Source organism: Paenibacillus sp. 11B, from assembly GCF_030487755.1.
Lineage (GTDB): Bacteria > Bacillota > Bacilli > Paenibacillales > Paenibacillaceae > Paenibacillus > Paenibacillus vandeheii.
In genome coordinates, this window is the sequence record NZ_JAUKNS010000001.1 from 736,553 (window position 1) to 750,546 (window position 13,994).

General features: G+C 46.8%; 15 protein-coding genes and 1 pseudogene. 2 read left to right on the top strand and 14 right to left on the bottom strand.

Going from position 1 to position 13,994, the window contains the following annotated elements; translation table 11 throughout:
- Positions 1-90 precede the first annotated feature (90 nt).
- Positions 91-252: a hypothetical protein gene (locus Q0V21_RS03230; protein ID WP_161634208.1), complete on the top strand. Its 162-nt coding sequence runs from the start codon at positions 91-93 to the stop codon at positions 250-252.
- Between the two features lie 66 nt (positions 253-318).
- Here Q0V21_RS03230 and Q0V21_RS03235 read toward each other — a convergent pair whose 3' ends face one another.
- The 5 genes from Q0V21_RS03235 to spoIVA form a co-directional block, all read right to left on the bottom strand.
- Positions 319-591 (bottom strand): HU family DNA-binding protein, encoded by a 273-nt coding sequence (locus Q0V21_RS03235; protein ID WP_024630670.1) that lies wholly within the window; start codon positions 589-591, stop codon positions 319-321.
- 219 nt (positions 592-810) lie between these two features.
- A complete protein-coding gene (locus Q0V21_RS03240) occupies positions 811-1,797 on the bottom strand; it encodes an ABC transporter permease (protein ID WP_024630671.1) in 987 nt (328 codons plus the stop codon).
- Positions 1,794-3,311: a sugar ABC transporter ATP-binding protein gene (locus Q0V21_RS03245; protein WP_301877603.1), complete on the bottom strand. Its 1,518-nt coding sequence runs from the start codon at positions 3,309-3,311 to the stop codon at positions 1,794-1,796. Before Q0V21_RS03245 ends, Q0V21_RS03240 begins: the two co-directional genes overlap by 4 nt.
- A gap of 97 nt (positions 3,312-3,408) precedes the next feature.
- Positions 3,409-4,506, bottom strand: coding sequence for a sugar ABC transporter substrate-binding protein (locus tag Q0V21_RS03250; protein WP_301877604.1), 1,098 nt, complete (start codon positions 4,504-4,506; stop codon positions 3,409-3,411).
- A 217-nt stretch (positions 4,507-4,723) separates the two neighbouring features.
- A complete protein-coding gene (spoIVA, locus tag Q0V21_RS03255) occupies positions 4,724-6,202 on the bottom strand; it encodes a stage IV sporulation protein A (RefSeq protein ID WP_024630674.1) in 1,479 nt (492 codons plus the stop codon).
- Positions 6,203-6,557: 355 nt separating this feature from the next.
- Between spoIVA and Q0V21_RS03260 the strand changes: the two are divergent.
- A pseudogene (locus tag Q0V21_RS03260) lies at positions 6,558-6,836 on the top strand (tautomerase family protein); the annotation flags it as partial.
- A gap of 146 nt (positions 6,837-6,982) precedes the next feature.
- Here the strand turns inward: Q0V21_RS03260 and Q0V21_RS03265 are convergent.
- From Q0V21_RS03265 to rpsA, 9 genes are all read right to left on the bottom strand, one after another.
- Complete coding sequence (locus tag Q0V21_RS03265) at positions 6,983-7,756, bottom strand: hypothetical protein (protein ID WP_301877606.1); 774 nt, start codon at positions 7,754-7,756, stop codon at positions 6,983-6,985.
- 34 nt (positions 7,757-7,790) lie between these two features.
- Positions 7,791-8,144 (bottom strand): 2Fe-2S iron-sulfur cluster-binding protein, encoded by a 354-nt coding sequence (locus Q0V21_RS03270; RefSeq protein ID WP_301877608.1) that lies wholly within the window; start codon positions 8,142-8,144, stop codon positions 7,791-7,793.
- Positions 8,145-8,162: 18 nt separating this feature from the next.
- The gene (locus tag Q0V21_RS03275) at positions 8,163-8,780 is read right to left on the bottom strand and encodes a hypothetical protein (protein WP_301877609.1); all 618 of its coding nucleotides are present in this window, start codon (positions 8,778-8,780) and stop codon (positions 8,163-8,165) included.
- A gap of 83 nt (positions 8,781-8,863) precedes the next feature.
- Positions 8,864-9,043: a DUF2768 family protein gene (locus tag Q0V21_RS03280; RefSeq protein WP_024630679.1), complete on the bottom strand. Its 180-nt coding sequence runs from the start codon at positions 9,041-9,043 to the stop codon at positions 8,864-8,866.
- Positions 9,044-9,214: 171 nt separating this feature from the next.
- On the bottom strand, positions 9,215-9,490 hold the full coding sequence (locus tag Q0V21_RS03285; RefSeq protein WP_285080394.1) for a stage VI sporulation protein F: 276 nt from the start codon (positions 9,488-9,490) through the stop codon (positions 9,215-9,217).
- Positions 9,491-9,590: 100 nt separating this feature from the next.
- A complete protein-coding gene (locus Q0V21_RS03290; RefSeq protein ID WP_024630681.1) occupies positions 9,591-10,631 on the bottom strand; it encodes an NAD(P)H-dependent glycerol-3-phosphate dehydrogenase in 1,041 nt (346 codons plus the stop codon).
- Positions 10,624-11,247: a glycerol-3-phosphate 1-O-acyltransferase PlsY gene (gene plsY / locus Q0V21_RS03295; RefSeq protein ID WP_076288925.1), complete on the bottom strand. Its 624-nt coding sequence runs from the start codon at positions 11,245-11,247 to the stop codon at positions 10,624-10,626. Before plsY ends, Q0V21_RS03290 begins: the two co-directional genes overlap by 8 nt.
- Positions 11,248-11,258: 11 nt before the next feature.
- Positions 11,259-12,581, bottom strand: a complete 1,323-nt coding sequence (gene der, locus Q0V21_RS03300) for a ribosome biogenesis GTPase Der (RefSeq protein ID WP_024630683.1) — start codon at positions 12,579-12,581, stop codon at positions 11,259-11,261.
- A gap of 184 nt (positions 12,582-12,765) precedes the next feature.
- The gene (gene rpsA / locus Q0V21_RS03305; RefSeq protein ID WP_024630684.1) at positions 12,766-13,980 is read right to left on the bottom strand and encodes a 30S ribosomal protein S1; all 1,215 of its coding nucleotides are present in this window, start codon (positions 13,978-13,980) and stop codon (positions 12,766-12,768) included.
- Positions 13,981-13,994: the final 14 nt, after the last annotated feature.

Genomic DNA, 13,994 nt, shown 5'->3' on the forward strand with positions numbered 1-13,994 from the left:
TGTCAACCAGCCCTTATATGAATAGAGCGCAATAATCTGTTACCGCCGGGTCATACTACAAGTTATCCAGCCACAGAAAGGAGAGTCACGTTGAAGTACACCCCCGCAGACCTGACAGACGAGCATATTCACCAGTTAAAGGAAATTGAACAGCATCTGTCTTCAGCTGCCGGAGAAGAACTCATTCTGATTGCCTATGCACAGCAGCCGGATGAGCCAGAGCCTTTGGACAGCAGGAAGAAAGATGATTAAAGGACAAAAGAAAAGGCCGTGAACAAGTCACGGTCTTTTTGTCGACATATGGAATATGTAGAAATCTTATTTAATTCCGTCTTTGAGCGCTTTACCTGGTTTGAATGCAGGAATTTTGCTCGCAGGAATTTCGATTTCTTCACCTGTTTGCGGGTTGCGTCCTTTACGTGCAGAGCGCTCGCGAACTTCGAAGTTCCCAAAACCAACCAATTGTACTTTGTCTCCGCTTTGAAGAGCCTCAGAGATTGCTTCGAATACGGCATCAACCGCTTTCGTTACATCCTTTTTGGACAATTCAGTCGCTTCGGACACGTGTGTAATCAAGTCTGATTTGTTCATTTGTTTTTCACCTCCTGAATCAATGTCCTGAATGTTATACTGTGTTTCCGTTTTATAGCGAAATATACGTTCATACACAAAAAATCTACGTACATCTTGAGCGTGATGAACACAAATCTCGGCCTGCGGTCAACAGTCATTTTCGGCAGAATGTCGCCTGAAACCAAGGGTGTTCCAGACGCCGAACAAATTTTATACTAATACAGACAGCACACAATTTCAAGTGCGGTTGCGGTTTAACACGTAAAATGTAACCGCCAGGGCAAGCACGAGCACCCCACCTTTTACAATATCATGCGTGAAATATTGAACATTCATCATCGTCAAACCGTTCACCAGTACACCAATTAGAACAGAGCCAATGAATGTTCCAATGACGTTCGGCTTGCCTGCACCAAATACGGAGAAGCCGACAAACACAGCGGCTACGGATTCCATTAACAACGGAGAACCCGCATCAATTTGTCCTGAGCCTACTTTGGAGGCATAGATAATACCACCGATTGCAGCAAACACTCCAGCAGCTACATAGGCGAGTGTACGCACCTTTTTTACCTTGATGCCGGATAGACGTGCAGCTTCCTCATTACCTCCAGTAACGTACATCTGGCGCCCATACTTCGTATAGGTCAAAAAGATATGCACACCGATCACCGCAATGAGCAGCAGAATAACCGAAATCGGCATTCCCAGCCATTTTCCCTGCCCAAGCTGCAGAAATGTGGGGTCCATCTCTCCGGCTGCCTTGCTTCCGTCAGGGAATTGCATATGGTTATAGATCGTATAGCCTTGAGCATACGTTTTGTGAATTCCACCAATGATGTACATTGTGGCAAGTGTAGCCAGTAGATCCGGGATACGGAGTTTCACGATCAGCAAGGCATTGAGCCAACCAATTACAGCCCCAATGATTAGAGGCACAATAATGACAACGGCCAGCGGCTGCTGGTACCAAATCATTAACGAAGCAGTAACGACAGTGGTTAACGAGACAGTTGCCCCCACCGAGAGGTCAAATCCATCTACAATGAGAGATAAGGTAACACCGATAGCCACAAATGTCACAATGGAGATAGAACCCAAAATATCAGTCAAGTTACTGTACGTAAAGAAATAAGGCAATTTAATACCGAAAAATGCAATAACACCAATAATAACGATAATCGCACCATAACGGAACGCAAAATCTAATGATTTATCCTTCATGCTTCCACCTCTTGTCCACCGCTTGCGTAGTATAGCAGCTGTTCTTGATTAGTCTCGCCTCGTTTAAATTCTTTTACGATGGTCCCTTCACACATAACTGCGATCCGGTCACCGATACCCAATCCTTCATCCAATTCACATGTAAAATAGATCACGGCTTTGCCAGCCAAAGCCAGTTCGTTAATGATGCGAAAAATGTCACTTTTGGCGCCGATATCGACACCTTTTGTCGGCTCATCAAAGATAAAGACGTCTGCGTCCGCATTCAGCCATTTACCGATGGCTACCTTTTGCTGGTTGCCTCCGCTTAAATACTTCACTTCCTGCCGCACTGACGATGTCTTAATACCCAGCTGCTGCACCAAAGATTCCGCATTCTCCCGCTCGCGTTTTCGGCTTACAAAGCCTAATTTGCTGAGACGTCCAAGCAAGGGAAGGCTCAAATTCCGCTCCACGTTTTCCTCAATCAGAATCCCCTGTTTCCGCCGTTCCTCAGGCACTGAGACAATGCCCAGAGCCGCGGCGTCAGCAGGTTGAGAAAGGTGAAGTTCAAGATTGTTAAGTCGAATCTCTCCACTCTCTAGCCGATCTGCACCTATTAACAAGCGGGAGCATTCCGTTTTCCCCGCACCTACAAGCCCCACCACAGCAAGCACTTCCCCACGACGAACAGACAGATCCACACCCTTGACCCGGACTCCACGCCGAAGTCCCCGTGCTTCCAGCAGCACTTCACCTACCGGTGCTTCTGTCTTGGGGAACTCTTCCTCAAACGGTTTTCCGAGCATCTGCGTCACCAGATCATTGATCGTAAGCTCCTGTGCCTCACCCGTAAACACATGTTGTCCATCTCTCATAACGGTAACGCGGTCACAGTGACTTGTAACTTCCGGAAGACGGTGAGTAATGAAAATACATGCCACTCCGCGTTCCTTCAACAAATGTACGATTCGGAAAAAAGCATCCGTCTCTTCCTGGCTCAGCGGCGCAGTCGGTTCGTCAAAAATAATGACCTTGGCATCCTGAATCAGAATACGTGCAAGTAGTATCATCTGCTTCTCCGCGAGGGTCAGGTCAGCTACTTTTTTGTGCACGGATATGCTCGCTCCCAACTGCTGCAGAGCTTCGGCCGCACGCTGTTGCAGTTTCCGCGGACTTTTCCACCAACCTCCGGCAGGCGATGCCAATTGATCCAGCATAATATTCTCGGCAGCTGTCAATTGGGGTACAAGTGCAGCATCCACCTCCTGGTAGACACAGTGAATACCACTCGCTTTGGCATCTCCTGGTGAATTCAGATGAAGAGTTTGCCCACTTAACCAGATGGTGCCCTGATCCAATTGATAGGCACCTGACAGAATTTTCATCAAAGTGCTCTTACCGGCACCATTCGCACCAAGCAGCGCATGAATTTCCCCACCTTTTACAGAGAACTTAACATCTTTCAGTGCCGGAATGCCTGCGAACTGCTTGTGGACATGTTCCATTTGAAGCAGAATCGGTGCAGTACTCATGAGACAAACCTCCAATCGCTCCCCTCTGGGAGTATCACTATTCTCAAGTCGTTTTATTTTCATCATGGTTAGAAAAAACGCGCCTCGTTACGCTGCTTTATTTAGCAGTAACTCCGTATTCTGACATCCAATCCTTGATTCCCTGTGTACTTCCTCCCCAGCCCTCAACGTACTCGGACAGCTCTGAAGTGGAGATTTGTTTGTCAGGCAACGCATCACGCTGTACATACACCGGATTAAGAACCACTTGATCCTCTGTCTCATCCCCATTCAGCTTCTGGTACGCATAACGAACCTGAACACGCCCAATGTCTGTAGGATCAACGGCAGCAGAAGCCACCCAAGGGTTTTTCGGATCCTGGATCATCTGCAAATCTTCATCACTCATGTCAATACCGTATACCTTAATCTCGTCACGTCCTGCTTGCTGAATAGCACGCGCTGCACCTTTGGCAAATTCATCCCATGCAGTCCATACCGCTGTAATTTCACCTTTTGGATATTGTTTCAGAATCGCTTCCATTTTGGCTTGTGTATCCAGCGCCGGATTCTGTGCTGAACCAAACGTTGCAATCTCCTTGATGTCCGGGTTCTCTTTCAAGAACTTGCCATAAGCAACCTGACGACGTTCCATTGGCGCAAAGCCAGCCACCCATACTTTTACGATGTTGCCTTGTCCATTAATATCTTTTTTCATTTGCTCCAGCGTAAGCTCAGCCATCTTCTGATCATCTTGGGACAACACTGTTGCTCCCGGAACACTAATGTCTGCATCGAACACAACAACCGGAATTTTTTGTTCTACTGCTTTTTTCACCCCAGGCTCCAGCAAGGAATCCCCGTGATCCGTCAGAATAGCATCGAACTTCTGGTTAATTGCACTATCGAGCAACGATACCATTTTGGCTTTATCATTATCGGCGACAAACGTAGTCAGTTCTCCACCGAATTTTTCAATTTCTTCTTTAACCCCTTGCACATATTGCTGCGAGAACGTACCTGTGTTAAATTCCATAATCAATGCAATGCGTTTTCCACTGAGTGGACCTGTTACTGCTTCGGTTTGAGGCTTGTCCTCTGTCGTGCCAGAAGCTGTAGTTGAAGCAGGCTCTTTTTTAATTCCGCAAGCGGACAGCGCCAATGTAAATACAAGCAGCACACTCAACCATACCCATTTTGAATCTTTCCTTCTCATCTCTTTCTCCCCCTGTTCACACTCTCTGTGATCTCGATCACAATCATTGAATATTAATATAACGGCTAATCCCTAGTATGTAAATGGGTTTTAGTAATTTAAAGCTAAAACTCGCTAAGTTTTTTCAGGAACTAAATCATCTTATCCAGTTCATCCAAAATCATGAAAATAACACAAGAAAAAGACCGTAAAGGGGGGCCTTTACGGTCTTTTGGCCTTACAGAATAATGGCGATCAATCCACCTGAACCTTCGTTAATGATGCGTCCCAGCGTCTCTTGCAGCTTGTATCGTGCGTTATCTGGCATCATCGCAATTTTACCCTGAATGCCTTCTCTCACGATGGAATGCAGCGAACGACCGAACATATCTGAATCCCAAACCTTGATTGGATCGTTCTCGAAGTCCTGCATCAAGTACCTCACCAGTTCCTCACTCTGTTTCTCCGTTCCGATAATCGGTGCAAACTCCGATTCCACATCAACCCGGATCATGTGAATGGATGGTGCGGTTGCTTTCAGGCGGACGCCGAACTTCGTACCCTGCCGGATGAGCTCTGGTTCATCCAGTGCCATCTCGGCGAGGGATGGAGCTGCGATACCGTAGCCGGTCGTTTTGACCATCTCCAGCGCTTCAGCGAAGCGATCGTACTCCCTCTTCGCATGGGAGAATTCCTGCATCAACTGCAGCAGATGGTCCTTGCCTCGAATTTCAATACCAACGACTTCCACGAGGATCTGATCGTATAATTCATCCGGTGCATACAGATCAATTTCTGCCACACCCTGCCCCATGTTCATGCCGCTCAGACCGGCACGGTCGATGAATTCATATTCCATGAACTGAGCAACAACCCGATCCACATCACGCAGCCTGCGAATATCCTTAACCGTGTCGCGCACGGAATTTTCGTAGTTGCTGCGCAGCCAGTGATTTTCGTTCAGCACCATTACCCAGCTCGGCAGATTCACATTCACTTCATGTACAGGGAACTCATACAGCACTTCGCGAAGCACACCTGTCACATCGTCTTCTGTCATTGTAGCTGCACTGAGGGTCATGACCGGAATGTCATACTTGGCAGCAAGCTCACTGCGCAATTGCAGCGCTTCTTCACTGCGAGGGCGAGTCGAGTTGATCACCAACACGAATGGTTTACCCACTTCCTTCAGTTCAGCAATGACACGTTCCTCAGATTCCACATAGGAGCTCCGGGCAATCTCCGCAATCGTGCCATCTGTTGTGACCACAACACCCAGTGTGGAATGCTCCTGAATGACCTTGCGTGTGCCAATTTCGGCAGCTTCCTGGAACGGAATCGGTTCTTCAAACCAAGGCGTGGAGATCATGCGTGGTCCATTCTCGTCCTCGTATCCCTTGGCTCCTTCCACTGCGTAACCTACACAATCCACAAGACGCACATTGACATCAAGTCCCTCTGCGACCTTGATTTGAACCGCGTTATTCGGTACGAATTTTGGCTCCGTCGTCATGATGGTTTTGCCAGCTGCGCTCTGGGGCAGTTCATCTACTGCCCTGGCACGGTCTGCCTCGTTTGTGATGTTTGGCAGCACAATCGTTTCCATGAAACGTTTGATAAATGTTGATTTACCTGTCCGGACTGCGCCGACAACCCCGAGATAAATATCCCCTCCGGTCCGCTCGGCAATGTCCTTAAAAATGTCCACTTTCTCCAATGAAATCCCCTCCCTAAATTACTCCGAAGGAAAAATGCTAAAGAGCATCCGCTTCGTTTTTTCAATCAGAAGACTGAAATCCCTGCAACGGTAGAGCCGCCTTTGTGAGTGCCCGGAAGTCGTCCGCCGCCGAACGTTGCATTCTGATGAAACCGGCGAAAGCGGCGTTAACTCGTACATGCAATTGGACTAGTATCATCTTATGTATCCGTATGCAGCATTATGACGCGTATTTTTTGTTTTTTTCTCAAGGTAGTGACCTTAAGAGAATCGCCCCGCTCTCGGACTGCGCGTCTTTATTTCAATCTACTTTATGAGCGTACCAAAGCTTTTATGCCGGTTCGTTGCTGAGAACAAGAAGTTTCATCGTTATTTCCCCATGGACACAGCGGATTTTCTTTTTCCCGCCGATCGATCAAATGGATATACCATAATTGAAATCAGCATGTTCGAAGGCCGAACAGATCAAGTCAAAAAAGAGCTTATTCAGCAATTATTCACTCGAATAAATGAACAGTTAAAACTGTCGCCCAATGATGTGGAAATTACCATATTTGAAACACCACGCAGTCATTGGGGTATCCGCGGATTGCCTGGCGATGAACTTAACTTGAGTTATAAAGTGGAGATCTGAACAGATCATCTGAGTAAAACTTACGGACCATATAATTTGACTTTAAACTAACATACAAGAAAGAGATATCCCGTGATGCGGAATATCTCTTTTTTTAGGGCTAATCATTGGATCGCATGCATTCGAATCGAATGAATGCCTCATGATTACTTTTTTGCAACCGGAGTGTTATTCTGCCACGTGTAGGCCACCGATTTGACAGGGACAAAGTAAGAATGCTCCAGCAAAAATTCACGCATATCTTCCGCGTTCGTTGGAGGCTTCTCTGACTTCTCTACAGCCTGCATAATGTCAAAGGCATAATCCACATAGACATTGCCCTCGACATCCATCATGAAAGGCAGCTCCTGACCTGAATATACACTACTCAACGTAACCGCTCGGGTACCAGCCTGTACAGCTTGTTCCATATCTACAACGTATAGATCCGGATACAGTTCTTCCCCGCGTGGCAGTTGATTGTTATGTACGGACTTATACTGATTAACCATTCGTTGAACATCATTTACTTTCTGCACGGTTTGAAGATCCATGACTTTAATTGTTGGCTTCACTTCTTCATCCTGAATGAGAAAGTAAGCGCTGCCACCACTTTCGAACGCCGTTCCGGGTATTTCATCCAGATATCCCTGCTGTTTCAGCTTGGACAGATCGACTCTGAATTTTTCATATTTAGGTGTTTCCATATCTGCATTGATCATGGGCAAAATCCCTTGATCCTGTTGGAACGCTTCTACCGCAGTTTGAATACGGCTTACACTCTCCTTATAAGCTACTTTGGGATCGGGATTACTCTGAGATTGATACATACACCCTGTTGCTGTCATAGCAAACAACAGAAATACGAGTAGACAGGACATCTTCTGCAGCTGACGCCTCTGCCTACGTGGCTTCACGTTCTTCGTCATATTCACGTTCATCCGTATCCTCCTTGAATCGTTCCACTCCGTATTCTTAGAACCAATCATCCTCTTCCTGCTGCTGACGCTCCAGTTGTTTACGAATCGCCGCCTTCAAGGGGTCCTCCGGAACATGAACCGTTACGGATCCCCGCACTTTCGCCTGACAAGATAGCCGGGTGCCTGCATCCAGCAGCGAACCCAGCTTATGCTTCTCCGCATCTGTTGGTGGATGCAGCGCAGCAAAATATTCCGCATCTACTTTCACCTTACACATCAGGCAGGCTGCCTTTCCATCACAACGAGTTGCTATCTTTACCCCTGCACGGCGTGCAGCATTTAGCAGCGTTACCCCTGGCTTTAGCCGAATCGTCTTATTTTGTGGTAAAAAAGTAATATTGTAATCCATAACTCTTCCTCCCTCAACCTACTGAGGCCATTCGAAGCCAACAAGCTCTTCCACTTCTGCTCTGAATCGACTTGTCCAAATATTTTGCTGCCCCAATAAAATCATTAGAGGTTGATGTAATTCGGGCATCTTCCGAATCTCTCTTGCGATGGGTTCATACCGATCGGCTCGACCTCTCATCAGATTGAACAACAGCTCATGCGCAAGCGGCATTAGTCGCAATGTGTACGAGCCCACTTTCGCCTCAGGTGCATACTCGAACAATACATGTTCAATTTCAATACGGTACCAACTTTTACGTGCCCACACTTCAAAACCACCAACCAGCTCCAACGCACAAGCCCCTACCTGATAATGACTAAGCAGCGAGGCATAAGGTCCAGTCTTATCTACCACAGGCTCGTCCAGCACCAATCCAGGCGCAGATTTATGCAGCACCTTCGCAGCGGTGATATCAGCGTAAATGTCAATATCTCTGGGAGCCTGCTGTAACTCCACCTGTTGGAGCAATAATCCACAGCTGCCCCCAAGCAACCACGTATGAGGCTCTGTATCCCAGGCTTTCGCCGTCTCCAGCAAAGCCGCGTGTAATTCCGGATAGCGCTCTGTCCGATCCTCCGTTTTATGCGGCCTCATTGGCTCACCTTCCCTTCATCCGTTTTCGTTGTGTCAGCTCTTATGATGTGTTTATGCGGATGTTATCTCTCAGGCGAGAAAGATCAGGTTAGAGAAGCTATTCCGCCGAAAAAGCCAATCAGCATAATGAGAAAAGCAATTAACGAAAGAATTCCCCGTACAATTCCTTTCGTTTTGGCACGAGCAAACGTAATCAGGAATACAGAAAGTCCCATAATGAGGATTGCGACCAATGAAAGCCACATCTTGTCCATTGCGTTCATATTCCAGAGTTCTCCCCTTCAGTCCGTTATTCATCACTGACACTGTGACAATTGTAACTATTATAACACGAAACTTAGCTCCACTTTCCAAAAAAAAGACAAAAAGCAAGCCGGCAGATGCCGACTCGTCTTTTTGTCTTGCTCGATCGATTGCAGAACAGGCGCGATCTATTATTTTTTCATCATCATTTTCATTAATGATTCCATACTGTTTGGGTTTAATCCGCTTTTTTTGACGGCACTCACGATATCCTGAACTGTATCCTCAGATACCGGCACTTTTGCCATGGCGGATACTTGCTTGATCAGTTGGCGCAACTGAGCTTCATTTTGCATGGTGGACGGTTTTACTGTACTCGCCAATTTTTTGACGGCACCTTCCGTAATCGGTTTCCCTGTTTTTTTGTTGATCGCTTTCAGCGCTTCCTTGGAAATGTTGTTAGCCATTCGTCTCCCCTCCTCCGGCAATACTCATGTGTATAGTATGAGTGCACCGCAAAAAAGGTGAATAAGCTTTCTCATTTCGGGAAAGCCGCCTACGCGACCATCAGGAATGCCACTGCTCCCAGGTTTCAAGCGTCATGACTTCCATTTCGGTCTTCGGATCACGTCCCATCAATGCTTCAACCGCATCCCGCGGCTGTCTCTCTTGAAAAAGAACGTGATAAAGCTGATCTGCAATCGGCATTTGCACACCGTATTTCTGAGAAATAAAGTGGGCGGCCTGCGTGGTCCGAATGCCTTCCACAACCATGCCCATGGAACTCAAAACATCGTCCAGCTTCTGGCCTTTGCCCAGCAAGGAACCTGCTCTCCAGTTACGACTGTGCTGACTCGTCGCGGTCACGACCAAATCGCCGATCCCTGCAAGTCCAGAGAACGTGAGCGGATTCGCTCCCATCTCCACACCTATGCGTGTGATCTCGGCCAGCCCACGTGTTAGCAGCGCAGCTTTGGCATTGTCACCAAAGTTAAGGCCATCTGACATACCTGCTCCCAGCGCGATAATATTTTTGAACGCTCCCGCCAGCTCTACACCGATCATATCTCGATTTGTGTACACACGGAAATAAGCATTCATAAATAAACCTTGGGCTGCCTCGGCAGAAGCTTTATCCAGTGATGCCACAACAACCGTTGTTGGGCAACGCTTAACCACTTCTTCCGCATGGCTTGGACCAGAAAGTACAACGACACGTCCTTCTTCACATTCAAGTTCTTCCGATATGACCGTGGACATGCGTTTCAAGCTTTCTGTCTCGAAACCCTTGGTTGCATGAATGATTAACATTTCCGGTTTGTAATGGGCCTTAAGCTGATGAGCAACCGAACGCATCGCCGATGAAGGAGCAACAATTAACACAGCTGAAGCCCCTTCAACTGCCTTTGCCATATCCGTTGTTGCCTGAATACGGGGCGACAGCTCTGCATCGGGAAGGAAGCGTTGGTTGGTATGTTTAGTATTGATCTCTGTGGCCTGGTCTTCACCACGTGTCCACATGATCACATCCAGCTGATTGGCAGCCAATACACTGGCGAGTGCAGTACCCCAACTGCCCGCAACCAGAACAGCAACTTTTTTAGACAACGCGTTTTCCCCCTCCAGGGTTTTTCGATCCCAATTTATTTTCCTGTCCTTTGGCGAGCTTCGCAATATTGGTACGATGTCTCCAGAACGCAAACAGACAAATAATCAGACTTCCCCAGAAGATACTCATTGAATATCCGGGTAACACAAGGATGAAGAGCGGTGTCAAAGCTACAAAAATAAGGGAACCCAGTGAAACATATCGTGTCAATACGATGGACAGGATGGCAAATACCCCGGCGCACAGCGCAGGAATAAGTGCAAGAGTCACGAGCACACCGATTGCTGTCGCGATTCCTTTTCCTCCACGGAAACGGAAGTACAGCGGCCAGTTATGTCCTGCAATAGCAGCTATACCACTAAGTGCAGGAATCCAATCGGAACCGTTGCTGAACCAAACCCCAATCCAAACGGCCGCAATACCTTTGAGTACATCCAGCAGCAGTACCAGAATTGCCGGCCCTTTTCCCAATATCCGCAAAGTATTGGTGGCTCCTGCATTTCCGCTTCCGTGCTGACGGATATCGATCCCCCGTAGTGCTTTTGCAAGGAGGACACTAAAGCTGATTGAACCGAGCAGATAACTCAGGACAATCGCTGCGATTTGTAAAATCACAAACTTCTCCCCTAACCTTCGTCGGACTTCCTCCGAGTAAATATGCGAATTGGTGTCCCTTCAAAATCAAACGCTGCACGAATTTTATTCTCCAGGTAACGTTCATAAGAAAAGTGCATCAATTCCGGATCGTTTACAAAGATAACCATGGTCGGAGGTTTAACGGCAACCTGCGTCACATAGTTAATTCTCATTCTGCGCCCTTTATCTGTTGGCGGCGGATTAATCGCCACTGCATCAGACACGACATCGTTAAGCAGATGCGTCTGAACACGCATAGAATGCTGCTGTGCTACACGCTGCACAACAGGCAACAATTTTTGTAAGCGTTGTTTTGTCTTAGCTGACAAAAATACAACCGGAGCGTAAGTCATAAACAGGAAATGATCCCGAATTTTTTTCTCAAACTCATTCATTGTTTTATCAGACTTCTCGACAACGTCCCATTTGTTCACAACAAACATAGAAGCTTTACCTGCTTCGAATGCGTAACCCGCAATGTGCTTGTCCTGCTCAATAATGCCTTCTTCGCCATTAATAACAATCAGAACAACATCTGCACGCTCAATGGCACGCATCGCACGCATTACGCTGTATTTCTCCGTGGTTTCATAGACTTTACCACGTTTACGCATACCTGCTGTGTCGATCAGCACATAACGCTGGCCGTCTTTTTCAAACGGTGTATCAATAGCGTCCCGCGTTGTTCCAGCAACATCACTGACAATAACACGTTCTTCGCCCAAAATGGCGTTCACCAATGAAGATTTACCCACGTTAGGACGTCCGATCAGAGCTACACGAATGACATCGTCATCGTAAGTCTCTTCCTCAAGTTCAGGTAATTTCTCTACGATGGCGTCGAGCAAATCTCCTACACCTGTACCATGACTTCCTGATACTCCGATTGGATCACCAAATCCAAATCCATAAAACTCATAAATGAGCTCACTGCGCCCGATATTATCCACTTTGTTAACGGCTACAACGATAGGCTTACCTGAGCGGTACAACATCTCTGCGACTTCTTCATCAGATTGCGTAATCCCTGCTTTTGCATCACACATGAATACAATAACATCCGCTTCTTCAATGGCGAGCTCTGCCTGCATCCGGATTGATTTTAAAATGACGTCCTCGCCGTCGATTTCGATACCACCTGTATCGATAATGCTAAATGGTTTACCGTTCCATTCGCCGATTCCGTAGATACGGTCACGGGTAATGCCCGGCTTGTCTTCCACAATGGCCAATCTGTCGCCGATGATCCGATTAAAAATGGTGGATTTACCCACATTCGGTCGCCCGACAATTGCCACAACGGGTCTTGCCATACATTCCACTCCTCCTGTCCATACTTACGATACTCATCATAGCAAAAAACACCTGTCTTGGCTAACGTTTCATGCCGTTATACTCGCAATAACAACAATCGGCGAACCCGCTGGGGCTCGCCGATCTTGCTTTTATTGTTCAGCAAAATATGCAGTATATAACTAAGAACCATTCATGTATAACTTATTTGAATTTGCTGAGTTTGTCACCGAAGCGCTCGCCGAGCGTGATGCTCAGACCTTGATTGCTCATGGAAACGTTCGGGTTGTTGATTTCTTCACGTGGAGCATTGTTTCTTGCTGGTCTTTCTGATTTTTGTGCTTGAGCAGGAGCTTCTTCAGTTTCCTTGATGCTCAGGCTTACACGTTGCTCAGAAGGGTTCATGTCCAAGATTTTAACTTGAACTTCTTGTCCTTCTTTCAACACTTCGTGCGGAGTGCCAATATGTTTGTGGGAGATTTGCGAGATATGCACAAGTCCCTCAACACCAGGAGCGATTTCAACAAAAGCACCGAAGTCAACCAGACGTTTTACAACACCTGTTACGATATCGCTAGAGTTGAATTTGTCGCCAGCTGTTTCCCAAGGACCTGGTTGAACAGCTTTCATGCTCAGGCTGATTTTACCTTTTTCAGGATCAACTTTCAGCACTTTTACGTTTACTTTATCGCCTTCAGACAGAACGTCCGATGGTTTGTCAACGTGTGTCCAAGCCAGCTCGGATACGTGAACCAATCCGTCTACTCCGCCTACATCAACGAAAGCACCGAATTGAGTCAAGCGTTGTACCGTACCTTCGATCACTTGGCCTTCTTGCAAACCAGCCATAACGTTAACTTTGTTTGCTTCGAATTCTTGCTCAAGTACGTCTTTTTGGGAAAGGATCACTTTGTTGTTCTCACGATCGATCTCTTTCACTTTAACACGCAATGTGCGTCCTTTGTAATCGCTGAAATCTTCAACGAAATGGCGTTCAACCATGGAAGCCGGGATAAATCCGCGTACGCCCACGTCTGCTACCAGACCGCCTTTAACAACGTCAGCTACAACAACTTCGAATACGTCTTGGTCTTCAAAATGCTTTTGCAATTGATCCCAAGCGTTTTCGCTGTCGATTGCACGTTTGGACAGAACGAGTTTTTCTTTCTCGTCGTCGATGCTAAGTACTTTAGCTTCAACTTCTTGTCCAACTTCAACTGCATCAGACGCGCTGTCTACGTGCAGAGAAGACAGTTCACGAATTGGAATTACACCGTCATATTTATATCCAATGCTCACATAGGCTTGGTTATCTTCCAATTTGACGATGGTTCCTTTTACGGTATCTCCTTTTTTCAAGGAAACGAATTGATCCAACTCATCTTGGGTTGCTTCTTGATTTTTCATTTCTTCCGACATGTCAAATACCCTCC

Bases quoted from the DNA above. Each gene is read 5' to 3' on its own strand.
- der (WP_024630683.1), bottom strand. From the start codon at position 12,581: ATGGCAAGACCCGTTGTGGCAATTGTCGGGCGACCGAATGTGGGTAAA.
- Q0V21_RS03265 (WP_301877606.1), bottom strand. From the start codon at position 7,756: ATGAACGTGAATATGACGAAGAACGTGAAGCCACGTAGGCAGAGGCGT.
- Q0V21_RS03275 (WP_301877609.1), bottom strand. From the start codon at position 8,780: ATGAGGCCGCATAAAACGGAGGATCGGACAGAGCGCTATCCGGAATTA.
- Q0V21_RS03285 (WP_285080394.1), bottom strand. From the start codon at position 9,490: ATGGCTAACAACATTTCCAAGGAAGCGCTGAAAGCGATCAACAAAAAA.
- Q0V21_RS03250 (WP_301877604.1), bottom strand. From the start codon at position 4,506: ATGAGAAGGAAAGATTCAAAATGGGTATGGTTGAGTGTGCTGCTTGTA.
- Q0V21_RS03270 (WP_301877608.1), bottom strand. From the start codon at position 8,144: ATGGATTACAATATTACTTTTTTACCACAAAATAAGACGATTCGGCTA.
- Q0V21_RS03235 (WP_024630670.1), bottom strand. From the start codon at position 591: ATGAACAAATCAGACTTGATTACACACGTGTCCGAAGCGACTGAATTG.
- Q0V21_RS03240 (WP_024630671.1), bottom strand. From the start codon at position 1,797: ATGAAGGATAAATCATTAGATTTTGCGTTCCGTTATGGTGCGATTATC.
- Q0V21_RS03245 (WP_301877603.1), bottom strand. From the start codon at position 3,311: ATGAGTACTGCACCGATTCTGCTTCAAATGGAACATGTCCACAAGCAG.
- rpsA (WP_024630684.1), bottom strand. From the start codon at position 13,980: ATGTCGGAAGAAATGAAAAATCAAGAAGCAACCCAAGATGAGTTGGAT.
- Q0V21_RS03280 (WP_024630679.1), bottom strand. From the start codon at position 9,043: ATGAACGCAATGGACAAGATGTGGCTTTCATTGGTCGCAATCCTCATT.